At 59.3% G+C, this 24,034-nt stretch carries 20 protein-coding genes; 1 reads left to right on the top strand and 19 read right to left on the bottom strand.

Annotated elements, in window-relative coordinates; translation table 11 throughout:
• Nucleotides 1-17: 17 nt before the first annotated feature.
• Complete coding sequence (locus B3N48_RS01065; RefSeq protein ID WP_296178816.1) at nucleotides 18-905, top strand: LysR substrate-binding domain-containing protein; 888 nt, start codon at nucleotides 18-20, stop codon at nucleotides 903-905.
• A gap of 190 nt (nucleotides 906-1,095) precedes the next feature.
• On the opposite strand, the gene ispD is transcribed toward B3N48_RS01065, so the two are convergent.
• The 19 genes from ispD to uppS all read right to left on the bottom strand — a co-directional run bounded on the left by ispD (nucleotide 1,096) and on the right by uppS (nucleotide 24,029).
• A complete protein-coding gene (gene ispD, locus B3N48_RS01060; RefSeq protein WP_296178572.1) occupies nucleotides 1,096-1,806 on the bottom strand; it encodes a 2-C-methyl-D-erythritol 4-phosphate cytidylyltransferase in 711 nt (236 codons plus the stop codon).
• Between the two features lie 11 nt (nucleotides 1,807-1,817).
• Nucleotides 1,818-2,096 (bottom strand): cell division protein FtsB, encoded by a 279-nt coding sequence (gene ftsB, locus B3N48_RS01055; protein WP_074752716.1) that lies wholly within the window; start codon nucleotides 2,094-2,096, stop codon nucleotides 1,818-1,820.
• Between the two features lie 157 nt (nucleotides 2,097-2,253).
• A complete protein-coding gene (gene eno / locus B3N48_RS01050; RefSeq protein ID WP_296178568.1) occupies nucleotides 2,254-3,540 on the bottom strand; it encodes a phosphopyruvate hydratase in 1,287 nt (428 codons plus the stop codon).
• 168 nt (nucleotides 3,541-3,708) lie between these two features.
• On the bottom strand, nucleotides 3,709-4,554 hold the full coding sequence (gene kdsA, locus B3N48_RS01045; protein WP_296178566.1) for a 3-deoxy-8-phosphooctulonate synthase: 846 nt from the start codon (nucleotides 4,552-4,554) through the stop codon (nucleotides 3,709-3,711).
• A gap of 15 nt (nucleotides 4,555-4,569) precedes the next feature.
• Entirely contained in the window at nucleotides 4,570-6,201 is a 1,632-nt protein-coding gene (locus tag B3N48_RS01040) for a CTP synthase (protein WP_296178563.1), read from the bottom strand.
• 268 nt (nucleotides 6,202-6,469) lie between these two features.
• Complete coding sequence (gene tilS, locus B3N48_RS01035) at nucleotides 6,470-7,807, bottom strand: tRNA lysidine(34) synthetase TilS (RefSeq protein ID WP_296178562.1); 1,338 nt, start codon at nucleotides 7,805-7,807, stop codon at nucleotides 6,470-6,472.
• 61 nt (nucleotides 7,808-7,868) lie between these two features.
• Nucleotides 7,869-8,816 carry an acetyl-CoA carboxylase carboxyltransferase subunit alpha gene (locus B3N48_RS01030; protein WP_296178559.1) on the bottom strand — a complete coding sequence of 316 codons (948 nt, stop codon included), beginning with the start codon at nucleotides 8,814-8,816 and terminating at the stop codon, nucleotides 7,869-7,871.
• 125 nt (nucleotides 8,817-8,941) lie between these two features.
• On the bottom strand, nucleotides 8,942-12,463 hold the full coding sequence (dnaE, locus tag B3N48_RS01025; RefSeq protein ID WP_296178557.1) for a DNA polymerase III subunit alpha: 3,522 nt from the start codon (nucleotides 12,461-12,463) through the stop codon (nucleotides 8,942-8,944).
• A 174-nt stretch (nucleotides 12,464-12,637) separates the two neighbouring features.
• A complete protein-coding gene (gene rnhB / locus B3N48_RS01020; protein ID WP_296178555.1) occupies nucleotides 12,638-13,285 on the bottom strand; it encodes a ribonuclease HII in 648 nt (215 codons plus the stop codon).
• Nucleotides 13,286-13,296: 11 nt separating this feature from the next.
• Complete coding sequence (gene lpxB, locus B3N48_RS01015) at nucleotides 13,297-14,433, bottom strand: lipid-A-disaccharide synthase (protein WP_414704179.1); 1,137 nt, start codon at nucleotides 14,431-14,433, stop codon at nucleotides 13,297-13,299.
• Between the two features lie 2 nt (nucleotides 14,434-14,435).
• Nucleotides 14,436-15,212, bottom strand: coding sequence for an acyl-ACP--UDP-N-acetylglucosamine O-acyltransferase (lpxA, locus tag B3N48_RS01010; RefSeq protein ID WP_296178552.1), 777 nt, complete (start codon nucleotides 15,210-15,212; stop codon nucleotides 14,436-14,438).
• Nucleotides 15,209-15,649: a 3-hydroxyacyl-ACP dehydratase FabZ gene (gene fabZ, locus B3N48_RS01005; RefSeq protein WP_296178549.1), complete on the bottom strand. Its 441-nt coding sequence runs from the start codon at nucleotides 15,647-15,649 to the stop codon at nucleotides 15,209-15,211. The genes lpxA and fabZ overlap by 4 nt, the downstream gene beginning before the upstream one ends.
• 112 nt (nucleotides 15,650-15,761) lie before the next feature.
• Nucleotides 15,762-16,817: a UDP-3-O-(3-hydroxymyristoyl)glucosamine N-acyltransferase gene (gene lpxD, locus B3N48_RS01000; RefSeq protein WP_296178546.1), complete on the bottom strand. Its 1,056-nt coding sequence runs from the start codon at nucleotides 16,815-16,817 to the stop codon at nucleotides 15,762-15,764.
• 4 nt (nucleotides 16,818-16,821) lie between these two features.
• A complete protein-coding gene (locus B3N48_RS00995) occupies nucleotides 16,822-17,325 on the bottom strand; it encodes an OmpH family outer membrane protein (RefSeq protein WP_110951336.1) in 504 nt (167 codons plus the stop codon).
• Nucleotides 17,326-17,371: 46 nt separating this feature from the next.
• A complete protein-coding gene (gene bamA / locus B3N48_RS00990) occupies nucleotides 17,372-19,747 on the bottom strand; it encodes an outer membrane protein assembly factor BamA (RefSeq protein ID WP_296178541.1) in 2,376 nt (791 codons plus the stop codon).
• A gap of 75 nt (nucleotides 19,748-19,822) precedes the next feature.
• The gene (rseP, locus tag B3N48_RS00985) at nucleotides 19,823-21,175 is read right to left on the bottom strand and encodes a sigma E protease regulator RseP (protein WP_296178538.1); all 1,353 of its coding nucleotides are present in this window, start codon (nucleotides 21,173-21,175) and stop codon (nucleotides 19,823-19,825) included.
• Nucleotides 21,176-21,268: 93 nt separating this feature from the next.
• Nucleotides 21,269-22,459, bottom strand: a complete 1,191-nt coding sequence (ispC, locus tag B3N48_RS00980) for a 1-deoxy-D-xylulose-5-phosphate reductoisomerase (RefSeq protein WP_296178535.1) — start codon at nucleotides 22,457-22,459, stop codon at nucleotides 21,269-21,271.
• Nucleotides 22,456-23,274, bottom strand: a complete 819-nt coding sequence (locus B3N48_RS00975; RefSeq protein WP_296178534.1) for a phosphatidate cytidylyltransferase — start codon at nucleotides 23,272-23,274, stop codon at nucleotides 22,456-22,458. The genes ispC and B3N48_RS00975 overlap by 4 nt, the downstream gene beginning before the upstream one ends.
• A complete protein-coding gene (gene uppS, locus B3N48_RS00970; RefSeq protein WP_296178533.1) occupies nucleotides 23,274-24,029 on the bottom strand; it encodes a polyprenyl diphosphate synthase in 756 nt (251 codons plus the stop codon). The genes B3N48_RS00975 and uppS overlap by 1 nt, the downstream gene beginning before the upstream one ends.
• Nucleotides 24,030-24,034: the final 5 nt, after the last annotated feature.

Here is a 24,034-nt window from a genome sequence, read left to right as displayed (position 1 = left end):
CAGGGATAATCATGTACATCAATCGCTGGGAAGGGCTGGATGAGTTCGTTGCGGTGGCGGAATGCGGGCAGTTCACCGCCGCTGCCGAACGGATGGGCGTGTCTTCTTCGCACATCAGTCGGCAGATCGCGCGGCTAGAAGAGCGGCTGCAAACACGGCTTTTATATCGGAGTACGCGCAAAGTCGCGTTGACCGAAGCCGGCCAGACGTTCTTGCACCACTGCCAACGTTTGCAGGACGGGCGTGAAGAAGCCTTACGCGCGGTGGGCGATCTGACCAGTGAGCCCAAGGGCCTGCTGCGCATGACCTGTGCCGTCGCGTATGGCGAGCGTTTTATCGCGCCCCTGGTCACCCGCTTCATGGAGGAATATCCACAGCTGCGGGTCGACATCGAGCTGACCAACAACATGCTGGACCTGGTGCATGAAGGGATGGATCTGGCGATACGCCTCGGCCGTTTGCAGGAATCAAGACTGGTGGCCACGCGGCTCGCCCCGCGACGCATGTACCTGTGCGCTTCTCCTTCTTATATAGAGCGCTATGGCCGGCCACACAGCCTGTCGGAACTGAACCGTCACAACTGCCTCGTCGGCAGCTCCGACAGCTGGTTGTTGCAACAGAACGGGAAGGAATTTTCCCAACGGGTGCAGGGAAACTGGCGCTGTAACAGTGGCCAGGCGGTGCTGGATGCTGCATTACGGGGAATGGGGTTATGCCAGTTGCCGGACTATTACGTACTCGAACACCTGAAAAACGGGGCGCTGATTTCGCTGCTCGACGCGCACCAGCCGCCGAATACAGCGGTCTGGGGGCTGTATCCGCAACAACGGCACTTGTCGCCGAAAGTCAGGAAGCTGGTGGATTATTTGAAGAGGGGGTTGGCGTTGCGGCCGGAGTATCGATAAGGATCGACCGAACGCTGTAGGAGCGTGGCTTGTCCCGCGATCGGCGACGGAGTCGTCGTAAATCCTGCAAGCGCGGTGTATCTGGTACGGCCAATGCGCCTGGTTTGACGACTGCTTCGCAGCCGATCGCGGGACAACCCACGCTCCTACAGGCATCTGCACATGCAACCGGCAATGATCACGGTCCTGTTCAGCGGGAAGAATCACCCCGCCGCTGCCGCAACCACTCCAGATCCTCCGGGCGGGTGACCTTGATGTTGTCAGCCCGACCTTCGATCAACCGTGGCGATTGTCCCGCCCATTCGATGGCCGAGGCTTCATCGGTGATCGATACATTGGAGACCAGACTGTCCGCCAGCGCCCGGTGCAACGCGCCGAGTCGAAACATCTGCGGCGTGTAGGCCTGCCAGATGAGGCTGCGATCGACGGTTTCTGTCACTCGGCCATTGGCATCGGCGCGCTTGAGGGTGTCTTTGGCCGGGACCGCCAGCAGCCCACCGACCGGGTCATCGGCCAGTTGGGTGAGCAGATTGTCCAGATCCGAGCGCGCCAGATTCGGGCGCGCCGCGTCGTGGACCAGCACCCAGTCGTTGTCGTCCGCGCCGCTGGCGTGCAGATGCAACAACGCGTTGAGCACTGAGTCCGCCCGTTCCTTGCCACCTGCGACCTGCTGGATTCGGGTGTCCAGCGCGCAGGGCAATGTGGGCCAATATGGGTCGTCCGCAGCCAGACTGATCACCAGCCCCTTGAGCCGGGGATGATCGAGGAAACAAAGCAGGCTGTGTTCGAGAATTGTGAGGCCGCCGAGCTGCAAGTACTGCTTGGGACGGTCTGCCGCCATGCGCGCACCAACGCCCGCTGCGGGAATCACTGCCCAAAAGGCAGGAAGGGATTGAGTCATTTACAGGGACGTCACTGTGCCAACTGATAAAGGGTCTCGCCGTCCTTGACCATGCCCAGCTCGTGGCGGGCACGTTCTTCAACGGTTTCCAGGCCTTTCTTCAGCTCCAGCACTTCCGCATCCAATACTCGGTTACGCTCGAGCAAGGCATCGTTTTCGGCATGTTGATCAGCAATTTGCTGGGTCAGACTGGCCACCTGCGCAAGGCTGCCGTTACCCACCCAAAGGCGGTATTGCAAACCAGCGAGCAGCAAGAGCAGAACGAGGAACAACCAGTTGGGACTGCGCATTGTGAATATCTGTTACCCGGTGGAGAAAGACAGCAAAACCGACCATTTCAAATGCCCAAGAGCCCGGCGGTCACCGGGCTCATGGATCAGGACGTCAGGATAAAACGCTTTTAGCGAATTCCCCTACAGCGCCTGCTGCCTTTTTACCATCTTGCAATCAGCCGCGAAACTCACCGCGACCACGATAGACCGCTTTGGCGCCCAACTGCTCTTCGATGCGCAGCAGTTGGTTGTACTTGGCGATACGATCGGAACGGCTGAGGGAACCGGTTTTGATCTGACCGGCAGAGGTGCCCACGGCCAGGTCGGCAATGGTCGAATCTTCGGTTTCGCCGGAACGGTGCGAAATCACAGCGGTGTAACCCGCTGCCTTGGCCATCTGGATGGCTTCCAGCGTTTCGGTCAGGGTGCCGATCTGGTTGAACTTGATCAGGATCGAGTTACCGATTTTCTTCTCGATGCCTTCTTTCAGGATCTTGGTGTTGGTCACGAAAAGGTCGTCGCCCACCAACTGGATCTTGTCGCCGATTTTATCGGTAAGGATCTTCCAGCCGTCCCAGTCGGACTCGTCCAGACCGTCTTCAATGGAGATGATCGGGTGCTTGCTAACCAGGTCGGCCAGGTAGTCGGCGAAACCGGCGGAGTCGTACTCGCCTTCTTCGCTCAAGGTGTATTTGCCGTTCTTGTAGAATTCGCTCGCCGCGCAGTCCAGTGCCAGGGTCACGTCAGTGCCCAGCGTGTAACCGGCGTTTTTCACGGCTTCAGCAATGGCGTCGAGAGCGTCAGCGTTGGAGTTCAGGTTCGGCGCAAAACCACCTTCGTCACCCACGGCAGTGTTCAGGCCACGGGCCTTCAGCACGGCTTTGAGGTGGTGGAAAATCTCGGTGCCCCAGCGCAAGCCTTCGGAGAAGGTCTTGGCACCAACCGGTTGAACCATGAACTCCTGAATGTCGATGTTGTTATCAGCGTGCTCGCCACCGTTGATGATGTTCATCATCGGGACCGGCATCGAGTAGACACCCGGTGTGCCGTTCAGGTTGGCGATGTGCGCGTACAACGGCAGGTCCTGGTCCTGGGCAGCGGCTTTGGCAGCGGCCAGCGACACTGCGAGGATGGCGTTGGCACCCAGGCTCGCTTTGTTTTCGGTGCCGTCGAGCGCGATCATCGCGTGATCCAGCGCCTTCTGATCAACCGGGTCTTTGCCCAACAGCAAATCGCGGATCGGGCCATTGATATTGGCCACAGCTTTCAGAACGCCCTTGCCCATGTAACGGCTTTTGTCGCCATCACGCAGCTCAAGTGCTTCACGCGAGCCGGTGGAAGCACCGGACGGCGCGCACGCACTGCCGATGATGCCGTTGTCGAGGAGCACATCTGCTTCCACGGTGGGATTACCACGGGAGTCGAGAACTTCACGACCTTTGATGTCGACGATTTTTGCCATTGTTGTTAACACTCCAAGATTGAAGAAAACGACGCAGCTGGGAAAAACGACTGGCGCCCCGGGCACTAGACAGCGGGCAGGCCCGGGATGACAGATTTTCCCGACCCGTTGGTCGGGAAAGAAACGAGCGGCACTGTACCGGAGGGCATCGTGCCCGAGAAGCGGGTTTTACGCCGTTTCTACAGTCGGGAAGCTCTTGACCAGATCATCGAGCGCCTTGAGTTGGGTCAGGAACGGCTCCAGCTTGTTCAGCCGTAAGGCGCACGGGCCGTCGCACTTGGCATTGTCCGGGTCCGGATGCGCTTCGAGGAACAGACCCGCCAAGCCCTGACTGATGCCGGCTTTGGCCAGATCGGTCACTTGGGCACGACGGCCACCGGCGGAATCCGAACGCCCACCCGGCATTTGCAGCGCGTGGGTCACGTCGAAGAACACCGGGTATTCGAAGGCTTTCATGATGCCAAAGCCGAGCATATCGACGACAAGGTTGTTGTAGCCGAAGCTCGAACCACGCTCGCACAGGATCAACTGGTCGTTACCGGCTTCCTCGCACTTGGTCAGGATGTGTTTCATTTCCTGAGGCGCGAGGAACTGGGCTTTCTTGATGTTGATCACGGCACCGGTCTTGGCCATCGCCACGACCAGATCGGTCTGACGGGACAGAAAGGCCGGCAGCTGAATGATGTCGCAGACTTCCGCCACGGTCGCCGCCTGATGCGGCTCATGCACGTCGGTAATCACTGGCACGCCAAAGGTGCTTTTGATCTCTTCGAAAATGCGCATCCCCGCTTCCAGGCCGGGGCCGCGATACGAGGTCACGGAAGACCGATTGGCTTTGTCGAAACTGGCCTTGAACACGTAAGGGATGCCCAGTTTCTGGGTGACCCGCACGTATTCTTCACAGACCTGCATGGCCATGTCCCGCGATTCCAAGACATTCATGCCACCGAACAGCACCATAGGCTTGTCGTTGGCGATGTCGATGGAGCCCACACGGATGATTTTCTGTGCCATGTAATGAATTCCCTATCAGGCGTTCTTCTGGTGCTGAGCGAGCGCAGCTTTGACGAAACCACTGAACAGCGGGTGGCCGTCGCGCGGGGTGGAGGTGAACTCAGGGTGGAACTGGCAGGCCACGAACCATGGGTGGTCTTGAGACTCGACCACTTCTACCAGCGCGCCATCACCTGAACGGCCCGACACTTTCAGACCGGCTTCGATCAGTTGCGGCAGCAGCTTGTTGTTCACTTCATAACGATGGCGATGACGTTCGACAATGGTGTCGTTGGCGTAGCAATCGTGCACCAGGGAGCCCGGTTCCAACAGGCACTCCTGCGCGCCAAGACGCATGGTGCCACCCAGGTCTGAGGTCTCAGTCCGTGTTTCGACAGCACCGGTGGCGTCTTCCCACTCGGTGATCAGACCGACCACGGGGTGCGGGCTGCTGCGATCAAACTCGGTGGAGTTGGCGTCTTTCCAGCCCAGCACATTACGCGCGAACTCGATGACCGCCACTTGCATGCCAAGGCAGATACCCAAATAAGGCACCTTGTTTTCGCGGGCGAACTGAACCGCCGTGATCTTGCCTTCGACACCACGCAGACCAAAGCCGCCTGGCACCAGAATCGCGTCCACGCCTTCCAGCAGGCCGGTGCCTTGATTTTCGATGTCTTCGGAATCGATATAACGCAGGTTGACCTTCGTACGGTTGCTGATGCCTGCGTGGCTCATCGCTTCGATCAGCGACTTGTACGCATCCAGCAGCTCCATGTACTTGCCGACCATCGCGATGGTGACTTCATGTTCCGGGTTCAGCTTGGCATCGACGACCTTGTCCCACTCGGACAAGTCGGCGCTGTTGCACTGCAGACCGAAGCGCTCGACTACGAAATCATCCAGGCCCTGAGAATGCAGGATGCCCGGGATCTTGTAGATGGTGTCGGCGTCTTCCAGCGCGATCACTGCGCGCTCTTCGACGTTGGTGAACTGCGCGATCTTGCGACGCGACGACACGTCGATCGGGTGATCGGAGCGGCAGACCAGGACGTCTGGTTGCAGGCCGATGGAGCGCAATTCCTTGACGGAGTGCTGAGTCGGCTTGGTCTTGGTCTCGCCAGCGGTGGCGATGTATGGAACCAGCGTCAGGTGCATGAGCATCGCGCGCTTGGCGCCGACTTCGAAACGCAACTGGCGGATGGCTTCGAGGAACGGTTGCGACTCGATGTCGCCAACGGTACCGCCGATCTCGACCATGGCCACGTCGGCATCGCCAGCGCCTTTGATGATGCGACGCTTGATTTCGTCGGTGATGTGCGGGATCACCTGAATGGTCGCGCCCAGATAATCACCACGGCGCTCTTTGCGCAGGACGTGTTCGTACACACGGCCAGTGGTGAAGTTATTGTTCTGGGTCATGGTGGTGCGAATGAAACGCTCGTAGTGACCCAGGTCCAGGTCGGTCTCGGCGCCGTCGTGGGTGACGAACACCTCACCGTGCTGGAACGGGCTCATGGTGCCCGGGTCGACGTTGATGTACGGGTCCAGCTTGAGCATGGTGACCTTAAGTCCCCTCGCCTCCAGGATGGCCGCCAATGAAGCCGAGGCAATGCCTTTCCCCAATGAAGAAACAACACCGCCCGTGACGAAGATGTAGCGCGTCATGAAAAACCCTAGAAGTCTGCGTTAAAGCGGTCAGAGCCGCCGGGGAAAGCGAAGGAAGGCCGAAGCCCCCGATGACCTGCATGTTTCACCGTGCATTCCTGAAACTGCTGCGCTGAAAGTGACTGGCCGAATCCGGACCTGTCCATTGCTCGCCACATTTAGAGAATCGCCCAGTAAAGACTGGCTGGTCATCGGCAACTCACGTCGTTCCGAAAGGGCCGACATAAGCTGTATCAAGAAGGGAGCGTAGTCTACCGGAAACAGGCTCTCATCTCAAACTGTGGTCATTCGTCGGTGGCTGCCAATGCAATCGCCAGTCGCCACGGGGGTCAGCGTCGAGCCCCGGCAAGTTGGCCACGGCCAGCAATTGTTCGCCGCGATACAACAGCGGCAATCGGCCGCGCAGAAACACCGGCACGCCTTTTTCGTTGAGCAATCGCTTGAGGTCGCGACGCCCGCGGTCAGGCATATTCAGCACCTCGCCACCCCGCCGGTAATGCACGTGCAACCCGCCGCGAGGGATGTCGCCCAAAATACGCAACATGCCGTTGCCTGGCAGATGCAAGGGCTGCGATGCCGTGGACCAGTGCTGAGATCCGGCGACGTCCTTGAGCCAGATGCCCGACAACCACCAGATTCGCCCTTCCGCCCGATGCAGTTGCCCCTCTGCCAGACGCCAGATGGGTCGGCCATCCGGCCCCGCATCACGCAGGGAATCCCACCCCGCCCAGTGATCACTGTCGGGAAGACGTGTCAGCGGATTCAGCCAGTAACGTAAGGCGTTTCGCTGACGTGCCGATGACAACCCTTCAAGCGGGGCCAACTCCAGTGACGGCAGTGCCAGCCAAGGCCAAGAGCAAGGGGTGTCGGCAGACGCCAGATCTTGCATCGCCAACTCGTCGAGCAAGCCTTGGGCTTCGGCCAGATGCGCCGCACTGCGGGCCATGCTCGCCGTCGCTTGAGGCCAGCGTGCAGTCAGCATTGGCAGAACATGATTGCGCAGGTAATTGCGGGAAAAACGGCTGTCTTTGTTGCTGGGGTCTTCGATCCAGCTCAGGCCTTCGTCTCGGGCATAACGCTCTAGCACGGCACGGGGCTCATCCAGTAACGGCCTGAAGATCTCGCCTTTACCCACTGTGCGCTGCGGCGGCATGGCGGCCAACCCTCGCACCCCGGCACCGCGCAACAGGCGAAACATCAGGGTTTCCGCTTGATCGTCACGGTGTTGGGCAGTAAGCAGTATTTCACCCGCCTGCAAGCTGTGCTCGAACGCCTCGTACCGCGCATTCCGCGCGGCCTGTTCGAGACTGGCGCCGGGCCTGACCTGAACGTCAATGACCTGCAACGGCACGCCCAGGATCTGACAGACTTGACGGCAATGTCCCGGCCACGACGCCGCTACAGCCTGCAGGCCATGATGGACGTGTATAGCGCTCAGAGGGGGGAAACGTTGCTGGCGGGAAAGCTCGGCCAAGGCGTGAAGCAGAACGGTGGAATCAAGTCCACCTGAGAAGGCGATGCGCCAGCCGGATGCGTCGCGCCAAGGAGCCAGGCGCGACAGCAGACGATCAGTGAAGTCTTTCTTGAACGTGTCCGGCTTGCTCATGCTGGTAAACCCCGCGTTAGCTCACCGGACCTCGAACGATGCCACGTTAAAACAGCACCGATCAGACGCCGTAGCTCATGAGGCGGTCATAGCGACGCGCCAACAATTCGTCGATGTTGAATTTCTTGAGCATCGCCAACTGGCTGCTCAATGCGTCGCGGATGGCAGCCGAAGCCCCTGCCGGATCACGGTGCGCGCCACCCAGCGGCTCGTTGATGACTTTGTCAACGATGCCCAGACCTTTCAAGCGTTCAGCCGTGATGCCCATGGCTTCGGCAGCGTCCGGCGCCTTTTCGGCGGTTTTCCACAGAATGGAGGCGCAGCCTTCCGGCGAAATCACGGCGTAAGTGGAATATTGCAGCATGTTCAGTTGGTCGCACACACCAATCGCCAATGCACCGCCCGAGCCCCCCTCACCGATCACGGTCGCGATGATTGGCGTCTTAAGACGCGCCATCACCCGCAGGTTCCAGGCAATCGCTTCGCTCTGGTTGCGCTCTTCGGCATCGATGCCAGGGTACGCGCCCGGCGTGTCGATGAACGTGAGGATCGGCATCTTGAAGCGCTCGGCCATTTCCATCAGTCGGCACGCTTTACGGTAGCCTTCAGGACGCGGCATACCAAAATTGCGCCGCACTTTCTCGCGCACTTCACGGCCTTTCTGATGACCGATCACCATCACCGGATTGTCGTCCAGGCGGGCGATGCCGCCCACAATAGCGGCGTCGTCGGAGAAGTGGCGATCACCGTGGAGTTCGTCGAACTCGGTGAAAATATGCTCGATGTAGTCCAGGGTGTACGGACGACGCGGATGACGCGCCATGCGCGCGATCTGCCAACTGGTCAGGTTGCCGAAAATGCTTTCGGTGAGCGTGCTGCTCTTCTCTTGCAGTCGAGAGATTTCATCGCCGATGTTCAGCGAGTTGTCATTGCCTACCAGTCGCAGCTCTTCAATTTTGGCTTGCAGGTCAGCAATCGGCTGTTCGAAATCCAGAAAATTCGGGTTCATAGGCATCCGTCTTGGGTCGACGGCCAAGAGGCCGGCCGGTTGATCCGTAAACGCCATACCTTAAAGGATGTGGCGTATAAGGGTCGAGTTTAAAGTGTCGAGTGTAAAAATTCGGGTGTCAGTGTTCACCGATACTGCAGGAAGACGTTCTCACGTCCGAACTGGTCACGCAGCGCCTGAATCAGGCTGTCTGCGGGATCGATTCGCCACGCCTCGCCAAACTGCAGCAACGCCCTGGCCTCCTGCCCCGTGTAATCGAGCGTGATCGGACACGCACCCCGGTGTTTCTTGCACAGGTCGCCGAGCCAGCGTAGACGGTCGCCTTTCAGCGCCTCGCTACGTACAGTCAGGCGCAAGCTCTCCGCCAGGCCGGTCCGCGCTTCCTCCAGACTCATGACCCGCTTGGCCCGCAACCGCAAGCCGCCGGAGAAATCGTCAGAGCTGACTTCGCCCTCCACGACCACCATCGCATCGGTCTGCAACAGCGACTGAGCCGCCTGGAACGAGTCTGCGAACAACGACGCTTCGATACGGCCCGAGCGGTCGTCAAGGGTGATGAACCCCATCTTGTCGCCCTTTTTGTTCTTCATCACGCGCAACGCGATGATCAGACCGGCAACCGTCTGGGTGTCCCGGGCCGGCTTCAGATCAACGATCCGCTGGCGGGCGAAACGGCGAATCTCGCCTTCGTACTCATCGATCGGGTGACCGGTGAGGTACAGGCCCAGGGTTTCCTTCTCTCCGCGCAGGCGTTCTTTGAGAGTGACCTCTTTGGCCCCGCGATGGTTCGCATAAACATCGGCATCGGGCTCGACGAAGAGGCCGCCAAACAGGTCCGCATGCCCGCTGTCGTGGCTGCGCGCCGTCTGCTCGGCCGATTGAATCGCCTCCTCCAGCGCAGCCAGCAACACACCGCGATTGCGGTCGATGTTGGCCTGATATTGCTTCGGCTCGTCGTAGAAAAACGGCCCTAAACGGTCCAGCGCTCCACTGCTGATCAGGCCGCCCAGCGTCCGTTTGTTGACTCGTTTGAGGTCGATGCGCTCGCAAAAATCGAACAGATCCTTGAACGGGCCAGCCTGACGCGCTTCGGTGATTGCCTCCACCGGACCTTCGCCCACGCCCTTGATCGCGCCGAGGCCATACACGATGCGGCCTTCGTCGTTCACGGTGAATTTGAATTCGGAGTTGTTCACGTCCGGCGCGTCGAGGCGCAGCTTCATGGTCCGCACTTCTTCGATCAAGGTCACGACCTTGTCGGTGTTGTGCATGTCCGCTGACAGCACCGCCGCCATGAACGGCGCGGGGTAATGCTTCTTCAACCACGCCGTCTGGTACGACACCAGGCCGTATGCCGCTGAGTGGGATTTGTTGAAGCCGTAGCCCGCGAACTTTTCCACGAGGTCAAAGATGTTGCCCGCCAGATCGGCATCAATGCCATTGCTCGCACAACCCTCGATGAAACCGCCGCGCTGCTTGGCCATTTCTTCGGGTTTCTTTTTACCCATGGCGCGACGCAGCATGTCCGCGCCGCCGAGGGTATAGCCGGCCATGACCTGAGCAATCTGCATCACTTGTTCTTGATACAGGATGATGCCGTACGTCGGCGCCAGTACGGGCTTCAGCCCTTCGTACTGATAGTCGGGATGCGGATACGCCAGTTCAGCGCGACCATGTTTGCGGTTGATGAAGTCGTCCACCATGCCGGACTGAAGCGGGCCGGGGCGGAACAGTGCCACCAGTGCGATCAGGTCTTCGAGGCAGTCGGGCTTGAGCTTTTTGATGAGCTCTTTCATGCCCCGGGATTCAAGCTGGAACACCGCCGTGGTTTCGGCTTTCTGCAGCAAGTCGTAGGTGGGCGCGTCGTCCAATGGGATGAACGCGATGTCGAGCGGCTCCTCGCCGACCTTTGCCCGATCGCGGTTGATGGTCTTCATCGCCCAATCGATGATCGTCAGCGTTCGCAGGCCAAGGAAGTCGAACTTCACCAGGCCCGCTGCCTCGACGTCGTCCTTGTCGTACTGGGTCACCAGACCGCTGCCTTCCTCGTCGCAATAGATAGCGGCGAAATCGGTCAGTTTGGTCGGCGCGATCACCACACCACCGGCGTGTTTACCGACGTTACGCACCACGCCTTCGAGCTTGCGCGCCATCTCCCAGATCTCGGCGCCTTCCTCATCGGTCTTGAGGAAGTCACGCAGGATTTCCTCTTGCTCGTAAGCCTTTTCCAGCGTCATGCCGACTTCGAACGGAATCATCTTCGACAGACGATCCGCCAGACCGAAGGATTTGCCCTGGGCACGCGCCACGTCGCGGACCACCGCCTTGGCCGCCATCGAGCCGAAGGTGATGATCTGGCTCACCGCGTTGCGACCATATTTATCAGCCACGTATTCGATCACGCGGTCGCGACCGTCCATGCAGAAGTCGACGTCAAAGTCGGGCATCGAGACCCGTTCGGGGTTCAGAAAACGTTCGAACAGCAGGTCGTAGGCCAACGGGTCGAGGTCGGTGATCTTCTGCACATAAGCCACCAGTGAGCCGGCACCCGACCCCCGGCCCGGGCCCACCGGCACGCCATTGTTCTTGGCCCACTGAATGAAGTCCATCACGATCAGGAAGTAACCGGGGAACCCCATCTGGATGATGATATCCAGCTCGAAATTCAGCCGGTCGACGTAGACCTGCCGCTTGGCCTCGTAATCCGGTGTGGTGTCCTTGGGCCACAACACCGCCAGACGCTCCTCCAAGCCCTCGAACGAAACCTTGCGGAAGTATTCGTCTATGGTCAGGCCATCGGGAATTGGGAAGTTGGGCAGGAAATGCTTGCCGAGCCGTACGTCGATATTGCAACGCTTGGCGATTTCGACGGTGTTTTGCAGCGCATCGGGCAGGTCGCTGAACAGCTCGGCCATTTCCTCGGCACTTTTGAGGTACTGCTGATCGCTGTAATTGTGCGAACGGCGCGGGTCGTCCAGCGCTCGGCCTTCACCGATGCACACGCGGGTTTCGTGGGCTTCGAAATCTTCCTGCTTGATAAAGCGCACATCGTTGGTCGCCACGAGCGGCACACTATGCCGGTCGGCCAGGGCAACGGCGGCGTGCAGGTGCTCTTCGTCATTGACACGGTTAGTACGCTGAATCTCGATGTAGAACCGATCCTGGAATACCGACACCCACTCCTTGAGCAGCTCGTCGGCCTCGGCAGGATTGCCGCCGAGCAGCGCCATGCCGATCTCGCCTTCCTTGGCCGCCGAGAGAGCGATCAGCCCTTCATTGGCCTCAGCCACCCACTCGCGCTCAATGACCACCAACCCGTTGCGCTGGCCATCCATGAAGCCGCGAGAAATCAGTTCGGTGAGGTTCAGGTAGCCTTTGGGATTCATCACCAACAGGCTCAAGCGACTGAGCGGCGCATCCTTATCGCGGCCCGCCAGCCAGATGTCGGCGCCGCAGATCGGTTTGATGCCGGCGCCCATGGCGGTCTTGTAGAACTTGACCAGCGAGCACAGGTTGTTCTGATCAGTCACCGCCACCGCAGGCATGTTCATGGCGGTCAGCGCTTTGACCAGCGGCTTGACCCGCACCAGCCCATCGACCAGCGAATATTCGGTGTGCATGCGCAGATGAACGAAAGAAGCCGACATGGGTGATCCTATAGCGCACAGAAAACAAAGGCCGGATTGTACCGGCCTCTCAACTAACTTTGGCAATCATCACGTTTACGATGGACGAATTACCTGCGGGAGTGGGCATACTCCCGATGGGGTCCGATTGAGTAATACATCTTTGTTGTCGGGAGTGCAGTCTTGTGAGCAAGCTCACTCCCACATGGGGTTTGACGGGGTGCTGAGTGAAGCAACCATCATTGCCCGCGCTTCATAGGCTGCACGCACCGGAGCGAACGAGCGGCGATGGATGGGCGTCGGCCCCAGTCGCGACAGCGCCTCCAGATGCACCGGTGTCGGGTACCCCTTATGGCCCCCGATGCCATACCCCGGATACACCGATTCCATGGCAGCCATTTCTCGATCGCGGCTGACCTTCGCGAGTATCGACGCCGCGGCGATAGCGGGCACCTGCGCATCCCCTTGGATGACCGGCGCGCTCGGCACCGACAATTGGGGGCATCGATTGCCGTCGATCAGAGCCAGTTTCGGGGTGATGAGCAGGCCCTCGACCGCACGCTTCATGGCCAACATCGTGGCGTGCAGGATGTTCAGCCGGTCGATTTCTTCGACCTCGGCCCGTGCGATGTGCCAGCACAAAGCCTTTTCGCAAATCTCGTCGAAGAGTTTCTCGCGCTTGGCTTCGGTCAGTTTTTTCGAGTCGTTCAGACCCAGAATGGGGCGTTTGGGGTCGAGAATCACTGCAGCCGTCACCACGGCGCCGCACAGCGGGCCACGGCCCACCTCATCGACACCGGCGACAAGATCCTCGACCAGGTTGAAATCCAGACCCATTTGCATGGTTGACAGGCTCATTGTGAAGGCAACGCGCCAATCAGGGTCAGTACCGCCTCGGCAGCCTGATTGGACGCATCACGACGCAAGGTCCGGTGAATCTCGTCGAAGCCAGCGGTCTGCTCTGCGCCGTTGTCGAGCAACGGCAACAGTGTGCGCGCCAGGGCGTCGGCGGTCGCTGCATCCTGCAGAAGCTCCGGGACCAGCAAACGCTGGGCCAACAGGTTCGGCAGCGACACGTACGGACTCTTCACCATTCGCTTGAGTATCCAGTAAGTCAGCGGCGCCAGACGATAGGCAACCACCATCGGTCGTTTGTACAACAGCGCTTCCAGCGTGGCGGTGCCGGATGCAATCAATACCGCATCACAGGCAGCCAGCGCCAAATGCGAGCGGCCGTCGAGCAGTGTCAGCGGCAGATCGCGCCCCTGCAACAATTGCTCGATCTGGGCGCGCCGTTGAGGGCTCGCGCACGGCAGCACAAAACGCAGGTTGGGGCGCTGGGCGAGCAAACGTTCGGCCGTGTCGAAAAACAGCGCCCCCAATCGCCCCACTTCTCCCCCTCGACTGCCCGGCATCAGTGCCACGACAGGCCCTTCAACCAGCCCCAGCTGAAGGCGCGCAGCCACGCGATCAGCTTCGAGGGGAATGGTGTCGGCGAGGGGATGGCCGACGAAACGCACGGGCACGCCCTGTTCTTCATAGAAACGCGCTTCGAAGGGCAGCAACGTCAGCATCAGGTCACACCCTTGGCGAATCTTCAACACACGCTTTTGACGCCACGCCCACACGGACGGGCTGACGTAGTGCACGGTTTTGATCCCGGCCTGACGCAGTTTGAGTTCGATGTTAAGGGTGAAATCCGGGGCGTCGATGCCGATGAAGACATCGGGCCGTTCATCGATCAAAGTCTGGATCAACAGCTTGCGCCGTGCCAGCAGCTCCTTGAGACGACCCAAGACTTCCACCAGCCCCATGACCGACAGGCGCTCCATGGGAAAGTACGACGTCATGCCCTCGGCCTCCATGAGCGGACCGCCCACGCCGATGAACTGCGCATCCGGCTGACGCGCCTTGATGGCACGCATCAGCCCCGAACCCAGAATGTCGCCGGAAGCTTCCCCGGCGACCAGCGCGATTCGCAAGGCCCCCATGATTAACGGGTGATGCCGCGGGTCGAGTTCTGGATGGACTCAAGAAACAATGCGACTTCCGGGAATTGGGCAGCAGGTTCAGCCAGTTCGACCACGGCTTGCTCGACGGTCAGTCCATGACGGTACACCGTCTTGTAGGCGCGACGCAGCGCATGGATGGAGTCTTCCGAGAAACCGCGACGACGCATGCCTTCGAAGTTCATGCTGCGGGCTTCTGCCGGGTTGCCGAACACGGTGACGAACGCTGGGACGTCCTTGCCGATTGCGGTACCCATGCCGGAAAAACTGTGGGCGCCAATGTGGCAATACTGATGCACCAACGTGAACCCGGAGAGGATCGCCCAGTCAGCCACATGCACATGGCCCGCCAATGCCGTGTTATTGACCAGGATGCAGTGATTGCCAATGACGCTGTCGTGACCGATGTGTGCGTAAGCCATGATCAGGTTGTGGTCGCCAATCGTGGTCTCGGCGCGGTCCTGTATGGTGCCGCGGTGAATCGTGACGCCTTCGCGGATGACGTTGTGATCGCCAATGACCAGCCGCGTCGCTTCGCCCTTGTACTTGAGATCCGGCGTATCCTCACCCACCGAGGAAAACTGGTAGATGTGGTTGTGCTTACCGATAGTGGTAGGCCCTCGCAGAATCACGTGTGGACCGATCACCGTACCCTCGCCAATTTCCACACCGGGTCCGACGATCGACCAAGGGCCGACCTCCACATTGTCGGCCAGCACGGCCGTCGGATCGATGATTGCGCGAGGGTCAATCAAACTCATAGCTTACGTTCCGCACAGATGATTTCTGCGGAGCACACCGGCTTGCCATCTACCGACGCCTGGCATTCGAACTTCCAGATCTGGCGCTTGCAGCTCAGGAACTTGGCTTCAAGAATCAGTTGGTCGCCCGGCAGCACGGGCTGACGAAAGCGCAGCTTGTCGGAGCCCACGAAGTAATACAGAGTGCCGTCAGCAGGCTTGACGTCAAGCATTTTGAAACCCAGGATGCCTGCCGCTTGAGCCATCGCTTCAATGATCAGCACGCCCGGCATGATTGGGTGCGCGGGAAAATGCCCGTTAAAGAACGGCTCGTTGATGCTGACATTCTTATAGGCACGAATGCTCTTATTCTCAACATCCAGCTTCACCACACGATCCACCAACAGGAACGGGTAACGGTGGGGCAGATATTCGCGAATTTCGTTGATGTCCATCATTTCGAGAGGAAGCCTGTAGTAAAGATTGGGAGTGCGCGACGAATGCGCAGCACTCCTCTAGCGAATCAAGGAGGCAGTTTATCGGCTTTGCACACTTGATAAGAAAAAAGTATCAGCCATCAGATGACGCTTTACCGCCTGAGGTCACGCCCTCGACAATCTTTTCCAGCTGCTGCAATCGCCGCGACATATCGTCGAGATGGCGAATACGTGCTGCACTTTTGCGCCATTCAGCGGCGGGCTGCATCGCGGTGCCGGAAGAGTAGGAACCCGGTTCCGTGATCGAACGGGTGACCATGGTCATGCCCGTAATGAACACGCCATCGCAAATCTCGATGTGCCCGACCAGCCCGACGCCGCCGGCGAGCATACAGTGTTTGCCGATCTTCGCGCTGCCGGAAATGCCGACACAGGCCGCCATTGCCGTGTGATCGCCCACTTGAACGTTGTGCGCGATCTGGATCTGGTTATCCAGCTTCACACCATTGCCGATACGGGTGTCGTCCATGGCGCCGCGGTCGATGGCAGTGTTCACGCCAATCTCCACATCGTCGCCAATGGTCACGCCACCGATCTGAGCGATCTTCTGCCACACGCCTTTCTCGTTGGCGAAGCCAAACCCCTCGCCGCCCAGCACAGCGCCGGATTGAATCACCACCCGTTGACCGATCCGCACATCGTGGTACAGCGTCACCCGAGGCGCGAGCCAGCCACCTTCGCCAATTACGCTGCGCGCACCGATGAAGCAATGGGCGCCGAGGGTGACACCGGCTGCGATGCGCGCACCGCTCTCGATGACCACATACGGGCCTACACTGGCGCTCGGATCGACCACGGCGTCTTGCGCCACGATGGCCGTAGGATGAATACCGGCTGCAGCCTTCGGTTTGGGATCGAACAAGTGGGAAATCCGCGCGTACGCCAAATATGGGTCAGCGATCAGCAGCGCATCCCCTGCATAGCCTTCGGCATCCGCGGGCTTGAGCAGCACGGCTGCGGCATGGGAGGTCGCGAGGAATTTTCGATATTGAGGATTGGCCAGAAAGCTGACCTGACCGGGGCCGGCCTCCTGCAAAGTGGCCAGCCCGGTAATTTCTTTGTCCGCCGGACCACGTAAGGTGGCACCGAGGAACTCGGCCAAATGGCCGAGTGTAATAGTCGCTGTCATGAAGTTACTTCAGCTGGTTCATGCGCTCGATGACTTGGCGAGTCACGTCGTACTGAGGCTTGACGTCAATCACGGCACCGCGCTCGAACACCAGGTCGAAACCGCCTTTCTTGATGACTTCCTCGACAGCCTGATCCAGTTTCGGCTTCAGCTGTTTAAGCATGTCGCGGTCAGCCACGGCCTTGGCTTCGTTCAATTCTTTGGACTGGAACTGGAAGTCACGGGCTTTTTGCTTGAAGTCCAGTTCCAGTTTCTCGCGCTCAGGCTGAGCCATTTTGTCGCCACCGGCGACCAGACGGTCCTGGATACCTTTGGCGCTGCTTTCAAGGGCTTTGAGTTTGGTCAGTTGCGGGCCGAATTTCTTTTCAGCGTCGACTGCATACTTCTTGGCCGCATCCGACTCCAGCAACGCCATCTGATAGTTCAGAACGGCGATCTTCATGTCTGCGAATGCCGGACCGGCGACCAGTACGGTTGCCAGCAGTGCCAATTGGGTCAACTTACGCACGTTGTAACTCCTACAGAATCCGTTGTCGTGATCAGTGATCAGACCCTTAGAAGGTCTGACCGAGAGAGAATTGGAAGATCTGGGTTTCGGTGTTGTCGTCTGGCTTCTTGATCGGCATCGCCAACGCGAAGCTCAGTGGGCCCAAAGCGGTAACCCAGGTCACGCCGACACCGACCGAGCTGGCCAGACCGGAAAGGTCGGGGCCGTTACATTCGACTTTTTCTTTGTTGACCGTGAACTTCTCGGATCCGCAGTTGGTGTCGAAGACATTACCCACGTCCCAAAACAGCGAGGTACGCAAAGAACGCTGATCCTTGATGAATGGCAGCGGGAACAAAATCTCCGCACCACCGGTGACAAGGACGTTGCCGCCGAACGGCAGCGGGTCCTGATCCGGGTCAAGCGCAGTGCCTGGCTTACTGCCGCTACTCGGCGTACTGCGCGGACCCAGGGTACTGTCCTTGAAGCCACGCACCGAGTTGAAACCACCGGCATAGTAGTTCTCGTAGAACGGAAGACCGGATGTCGAACCATAGCCGTCACCGTAACCCAATTCCGAGTGCAGACGCAGGGTCGTGTTGGTGGTGATCGGGTGGAACAACTGACCACGATAATCGAGTTTGTAGAACGACAAATCGCTGCCCGGAATCGTTGTTTCCAGCGTCAGACTCTGGGAATGACCACGGGTCGGCAAGGTGCCCTTGTTAAGCGTGGATTCAGACCAGCCCACAGAGGCCTTGAAGTTGGTGAAGTTGTCGCCTTCCTTATCAAGGAAATCGAAAATTTCGTCAACGGTGTAGGTACCGGTGTTGATCTCGTCCTTCTGCACCGACAGGCCGAAGTTCAGTCGCGAGGTTTCACTGATCGGGTAGCCCATATTGACGCCAAGGCCCAGGCTGTCTACCGAGTAGCTCGCGACGTCGACGTCGAGGTCATCGTAGTTGGTTTTGCGATAGAACGCGCTGTAACCCAGGCTCACACCGTCAGGCGTGAAGTACGGATCGACATAGCTGAAGTTGTAGCGGGTCTGGTATTCACTTTTGGTCAAGCCGATGCTGACCTTGTTGCCCGTACCCAGGAAGTTGTTCTGGCTGATCGAACCACCCAGAATCAGACCCGCGCTCTGCGCGAAGCCCACACTGGCGGTGATCGAACCGGAAGCCTGCTCTTCCACGGCGTAGTTCACATCGACCTGATCGTCGGTGCCTGGCACCGCTGGTGTCTCGACGTTCACTTCCTTGAAGAAGCCCAAGCGATCAAGGCGAGTCTTGGACTGGTCGATCAGGTAAGTGGACGCCCAACCGCCTTCCATCTGACGCATTTCACGACGCAGTACTTCGTCCGCGGTTTTGGTGTTGCCACGGAAGTTGATGCGGTTCACGTAAGCACGCTTGCCCGGATCGACCGCGAACGTGATATCAACGGTGTGATCTTCATCATTCGGGGTCGGCACACCGTTGACGTTGGCAAAGGTGTAGCCCTCGTTGCCCAGGCGACGGGTGATCAGCTCGGACGTCGTGGTCATCACCTTGCGGGAGAACACTTGGCCTGGCTTGACCAGCAGCAACGACTTGACCTGGTCTTCAGGCACTTTGAGGTCACCGCTCAGCTTCACCGACTTGACGCTGTATTTCTCGCCTTCGTGAATGTTGACGGTGATGTACACGCTTTTCTTGTCAGGCGTGATGGAGACCTGAGTCGAGGCGATATCCATGTTGATATAGCCGCGATCGAGGTAGTACGAACGCAGACGTTCAAGGTCGCCGGAGAGTTTCTCACGCGCGTACTTGTCGTCATTCTTGAAGAAGGAAAGCCAGTTGGTGGTCTTCAGTTCGAACAGGTCCGTCAGGTCTTCTTCTTTGAAAACCGAATTGCCCACCACGTTGATGTGCTGGATCGCGGCGACCGCACCTTCGTTGATGTTGATCTTCAGACCGACACGGTTGCGCGGTTGAGGAACGACTTCGGTGGCGACTTCTGCCGAATAACGGCCTTGAGCCACGTACTGACGCTGCAGCTCGTTACGAACGCCTTCGAGGGTTGCCCGCTGGAAAATTTCGCCTTCGGCCAGACCCGACTGCTTCAGGCCCTTCATCAGGTCTTCGGTCGTGATCGCCTTGTTGCCTTCGATCTCGATGCTCGACACCGACGGACGCTCCACGACAGTGATGACGAGAACGTTGCCCTCACGGCCCAACTGGATGTCTTGGAAAAAGCCGGTTTTGAACAGAGCTCGTGTGGCATCGACAAGACGCGCGTCATCGGCCTGTTCACCCACGTTCAACGGCAACGCACCAAAGACACTACCGGCGGACACCCGCTGGAGGCCGTTGACACGGATATCGGAGATAGTGAAGGACTCAGCGTGAACTTCGGCGATCATCAGTACGGCAAGAACCGCAGTTAGCAGCAGACGTTTCATGAAGTCCTTTCTTATTCCAACTGGCAATAAACAAACTGCCGCAAAATGCGGCAGATTCACAATTCAGCGTAGCTTTTACAGGCGTCCCAGATCGTTGACCAGCGCGAGCAACATGACTCCAACCACCAGACTGATGCCGATCTGAACCCCCCAGCCCTGCACCTTTTCCGACAGTGGACGACCACGCGCCCACTCGATCAGATAAAACAGCAAGTGCCCCCCGTCCAACACTGGAATGGGCAGCAAATTGAGAACCCCCAGGCTTATGCTCAGATAAGCAAGGAAATTCAAGAAGTCACCGACACCTGACTGGGCCGAAGCGCCCGCCACTTTAGCAATGGTTATCGGTCCGCTCAAGTTTTTTACCGAGAGCTCGCCGAACAACATTTTCTTCAGCGAATCGAGGGTCAGCACGCTCATGGTCCACGTGCGTCGCGCGCCCTCTACCACGGCAGCCACCGGGCCGTAGCTGACCTCGCGGAGCATTTCCGGTGGCCAATCGATACCTTTTACCCCGGCGCCGAGATACCCCATCGCCGCCTTGCCTTCTCCGCGGGCGACCAATGTGACCGGCACGTCGATTTTTGCACTGTCGCGCTCAACGCTCAGCAAAATCCGGGTATCAGGACGCTTCCGAACCCAGTCCACAACCTGCTGCCAGTCGTTGACGGACTGGCCATCGAGGGTCAGCAAACGGTCGCCGGTTTTCAGACCAGCGGCCTGCGCAGGTCCCGCTGGATCGAGCTCAGCCAGCACAGGCGGCAAGGACGGACGCCATGGACGAAGGCCCAGTGAGCGAATGGGATCGGGCTCATCAGCACCTTTCAGCCAGTTATCCAGCACGAGGGTGTGAGGGGTGTCGACACTGGACCCCTGGTCGCGAACCTTGATCGCGATACTGCCGGTTTCGCCGAGGCGGCGGACCAGCTGAAGATTGACCGCCGACCAACCGGTCGTAGGTTCGCCATCAACAGATACAATTTCCTGCCCGGAAATCAGTCCCGCCTTCGCCGCGATGCTGCCCGCCTCCACATCACCAATGACGGGACGCACTTGCTGACTGCCCAGCATGGCCAGTACCCAGAAAAATACGATGGCCAGCAAAAAATTGGCGACCGGCCCTGCGATGACGATGGCGATGCGCTGATAAACGGTCTTGCGATTGAAAGACTGGTGGACCAGCTCGGGCGGTACTTCGCCTTCGCGCTCGTCAAGCATCTTCACGTAGCCGCCCAACGGGATGGCAGCGACCACATATTCGGTGCCTTTACGATCGTGCCAGCGCACTAACGGCATGCCGAAGCCAACCGAAAAGCGCAGCACCTTGACGCCACAACGCCGAGCCACCCAAAAGTGGCCAAACTCGTGAAAAGTCACCAGCACACCCAGGGCAATCAGGGTGCCGACAATCATATAAAGCGCACTCATCGCTGTTCTCCGGATACCGGTTTGACGTTGCAGGCGGCCGGGCTTCGACCGCTGACCCACGACGATGGCACAGTGGCAAGCGGCATGCGCGACTTAACGGCCATGGCGCCCCAGCCACTGCTCAGCCAGCGCACGAGCCCTGGCATCGACTTCGAACACTGTTTCCAGCTCGCTCACCGCGATCACGGATTCGAGGTTCAAGACCTCGTCGATCATACTCGCGATTTCCGGAAAGCGAATGCGCCGGTCGAGAAACGCCGCGACCGCCACTTCGTTCGCAGCATTCAGCACCGCAGGAGCACTGTCACCCGCCTCGGCAGCTTGCCGCGCCAGACGCAGGCATGGGAAGCGCTCTTCGTCCGGGGCCTGGAAGTCCAGGCGGCCGACACTGAAAAGGTTGAGCGGCGCGACCCCGGAATCGATGCGCTCTGGCCAAGCCAGCGCGTGAGCAATCGGCGTACGCATGTCAGGGTTGCCCAACTGCGCAAGGACCGAACCGTCTACGTAATCCACCATCGAGTGGATGACGCTTTGAGGATGAATCACCACCTCAATACGCGACGGTGAAGTATCGAACAGCCAGCAGGCTTCGATCAGTTCGAGCCCTTTGTTCATCATGCTGGCGGAATCGACAGAAATCTTGCGCCCCATGGACCAGTTCGGATGCGCGCAAGCCTGCTCGGGCGAAACGTGTTCCAGCTCCGGCAGCGGGGTTTCGCGAAACGGACCACCGGAGGCGGTCAGCAAGACGCGACGTACGCCCACCGAGTCCAGGCCGTTCGCGTAGTTGCCCGGCAGACACTGAAAGATCGCATTGTGTTCACTGTCGAGCGGCAACAGAACCGTGCCACTGCGTCGCACGGCCTGCATGAACAAGGCACCCGACATGACCAGGGCTTCCTTGTTAGCCAGCAGCACTTTCTTGCCTGCCTCTACCGCCGCCAGGGTCGGACGCAAGCCGGCCGCACCCACGATGGCGGCCAGTACGGTGTCGACCTGAGGATGAGCAGACACCTCACACAAGCCGCCCTCCCCCACCAATACGCGAGTGTCCACACCGGCCGTGAACAGACCGTCTTCTAACTGGCGTGCTGCTTCTGCCGTCGGCACCACAGCGAACCGAGGGGTATGGCGAACGCACAGCGCCAGCAATTCGGCTAACCGGGTAAAACCGGTGAGAGCAAAGACGTTGTATCGGTCCGGGTGACGTGCGATGACGTCGAGGGTGCTCAGCCCCACCGAGCCAGTGGCGCCAAGAACGGTAATATGTTGAGCCTGGCTCACATCAGGCCCCAATCTTTTGCGGCCCAGAGCAACAGGGCAAACACCGGAATCGCCGCCGTCAAGCTGTCGATTCGATCCAGCACCCCGCCGTGACCCGGCAGCAGATTGCTGCTGTCCTTGACCCCGGATTTACGCTTGAACATGCTTTCGGTGAGGTCGCCAACCACCGACACCAGCACCACGATCGCTGCGCACACCAGAGAAAACAGAATTTCAGACACTGCCCAACCGCGGTTCACACCTACGATCAGGGTGATCAGCAAACACGCCGCCAGTCCGCCATACAAACCTTCCCAGCTTTTGCCGGGGCTGACTTTGGGCGCCAGCTTGCGCTTGCCGAATGCCTTGCCGGAAAAGTACGCACCGATATCGGCGCCCCACACCAACACCATGACCGATAGGATCAGCCAGTTGCCCATAGGGGCGAGCTTGATGAGGATGAGCCCCTGCCAGGCGGGCAACAGAATCAGCAGGCCTATCACCAACTTGCAGACCACACTGGACCAGTGCTCGCTGGACTCGGGGTACGTCAGCACCAGCCATGTCGCCGCCAACCACCAGATCAGCGCCGCCACCAGCAACCAGGGCGCCAACCCAGGCAGCAGGTACAGCAGAAACAACAACAGTGCGACCACGGCCGCATAGCCGACGCGAATCGACTGACGCTCGAAACCGGCAAGTCGCGCCCACTCCCAGGCACCCAATGCGACCACCGCCCCGATGAACAGCGCGAAGCTGCCGCCCTCCAGCAGGAAAAAGCCGCATAGCGCCAGTGGCGCGAGGATCAGCGCCGTAATGATTCGTTGTTTAAGCATTAAGCACGGGCTCCAGCTTCTACCTGCTCGCTGGTCTTACCAAAGCGGCGTTGGCGGGAAGCGAAATCGGCCAGCGCAGCGCGCATGGCATCGTGTTTGAAGTCCGGCCAGAACAGGTCGGAGAAATACAGCTCGGCATACGCCAGCTGCCAAAGCAGGAAATTACTGATGCGGTGCTCGCCACCCGTGCGGATGCACAGGTCCGGCAAGGGCAGATCGCCGGTGGCCAGGCACGTCTGCAACAGCTCGGGCGTGATGTCATCCGGACGCAGATGCCCGGCTTGGACTTCACGCGCCAGACGCTGCGCCGCCTGAGCGATGTCCCACTGGCCGCCATAGTTGGCGGCGATTTGCAAGACAAAGCGAGTGTTGCCGGCCGTCCGCGCCTCAGCCTCTCGAATCGCGGCCTGCAGCTCGGGATGGAAACGTGAACGGTCGCCGATAATGCGCAGGCTGATGCCGTTTTCGTTCAGGCGCTTGGTCTCGCGACGCAGCGCCGTGAAGAACAGTTCCATCAGCGCGCCGACTTCTTCGGCCGGACGCTGCCAGTTCTCGCTTGAGAAGGCGAACAGCGTCAGCACCTCGACCTTGGCCTCGGCACACACTTCGATAACGGCTCGAACAGCATCTACGCCAGCCTTATGACCCGCCACACCCGGTAACAGACGCTTTTTAGCCCAGCGATTGTTCCCATCCATGATGATCGCGACATGACGCGGTACCGACGAGGGCACAGCCAGCTTTGTCTTTTCCATGAAAG

The sequence above is a fragment of the Pseudomonas sp. UBA1879 genome, from assembly GCF_002338065.1.
Lineage (GTDB): Bacteria > Pseudomonadota > Gammaproteobacteria > Pseudomonadales > Pseudomonadaceae > Aquipseudomonas.
Note: the sequence above shows the minus strand (reverse complement) of the source record. Positions and strands in the feature narration are given on the sequence as shown.

Bases quoted from the DNA above. Each gene is read 5' to 3' on its own strand.
- rseP (WP_296178538.1), bottom strand. From the start codon at position 21,175: ATGAGTGCGCTTTATATGATTGTCGGCACCCTGATTGCCCTGGGTGTG.
- B3N48_RS01040 (WP_296178563.1), bottom strand. From the start codon at position 6,201: ATGACGCGCTACATCTTCGTCACGGGCGGTGTTGTTTCTTCATTGGGG.
- B3N48_RS01030 (WP_296178559.1), bottom strand. From the start codon at position 8,816: ATGAACCCGAATTTTCTGGATTTCGAACAGCCGATTGCTGACCTGCAA.
- rnhB (WP_296178555.1), bottom strand. From the start codon at position 13,285: ATGCAAATGGGTCTGGATTTCAACCTGGTCGAGGATCTTGTCGCCGGT.
- bamA (WP_296178541.1), bottom strand. From the start codon at position 19,747: ATGAAACGTCTGCTGCTAACTGCGGTTCTTGCCGTACTGATGATCGCC.
- eno (WP_296178568.1), bottom strand. From the start codon at position 3,540: ATGGCAAAAATCGTCGACATCAAAGGTCGTGAAGTTCTCGACTCCCGT.
- ispD (WP_296178572.1), bottom strand. From the start codon at position 1,806: ATGACTCAATCCCTTCCTGCCTTTTGGGCAGTGATTCCCGCAGCGGGC.
- kdsA (WP_296178566.1), bottom strand. From the start codon at position 4,554: ATGGCACAGAAAATCATCCGTGTGGGCTCCATCGACATCGCCAACGAC.
- fabZ (WP_296178549.1), bottom strand. From the start codon at position 15,649: ATGATGGACATCAACGAAATTCGCGAATATCTGCCCCACCGTTACCCG.
- tilS (WP_296178562.1), bottom strand. From the start codon at position 7,807: ATGAGCAAGCCGGACACGTTCAAGAAAGACTTCACTGATCGTCTGCTG.
- ftsB (WP_074752716.1), bottom strand. From the start codon at position 2,096: ATGCGCAGTCCCAACTGGTTGTTCCTCGTTCTGCTCTTGCTGCTCGCT.
- dnaE (WP_296178557.1), bottom strand. From the start codon at position 12,463: ATGTCGGCTTCTTTCGTTCATCTGCGCATGCACACCGAATATTCGCTG.
- lpxA (WP_296178552.1), bottom strand. From the start codon at position 15,212: ATGAGTTTGATTGACCCTCGCGCAATCATCGATCCGACGGCCGTGCTG.
- uppS (WP_296178533.1), bottom strand. From the start codon at position 24,029: ATGGAAAAGACAAAGCTGGCTGTGCCCTCGTCGGTACCGCGTCATGTC.
- lpxB (WP_414704179.1), bottom strand. From the start codon at position 14,433: ATGGGGGCCTTGCGAATCGCGCTGGTCGCCGGGGAAGCTTCCGGCGAC.
- lpxD (WP_296178546.1), bottom strand. From the start codon at position 16,817: ATGACAGCGACTATTACACTCGGCCATTTGGCCGAGTTCCTCGGTGCC.
- B3N48_RS00975 (WP_296178534.1), bottom strand. From the start codon at position 23,274: ATGCTTAAACAACGAATCATTACGGCGCTGATCCTCGCGCCACTGGCG.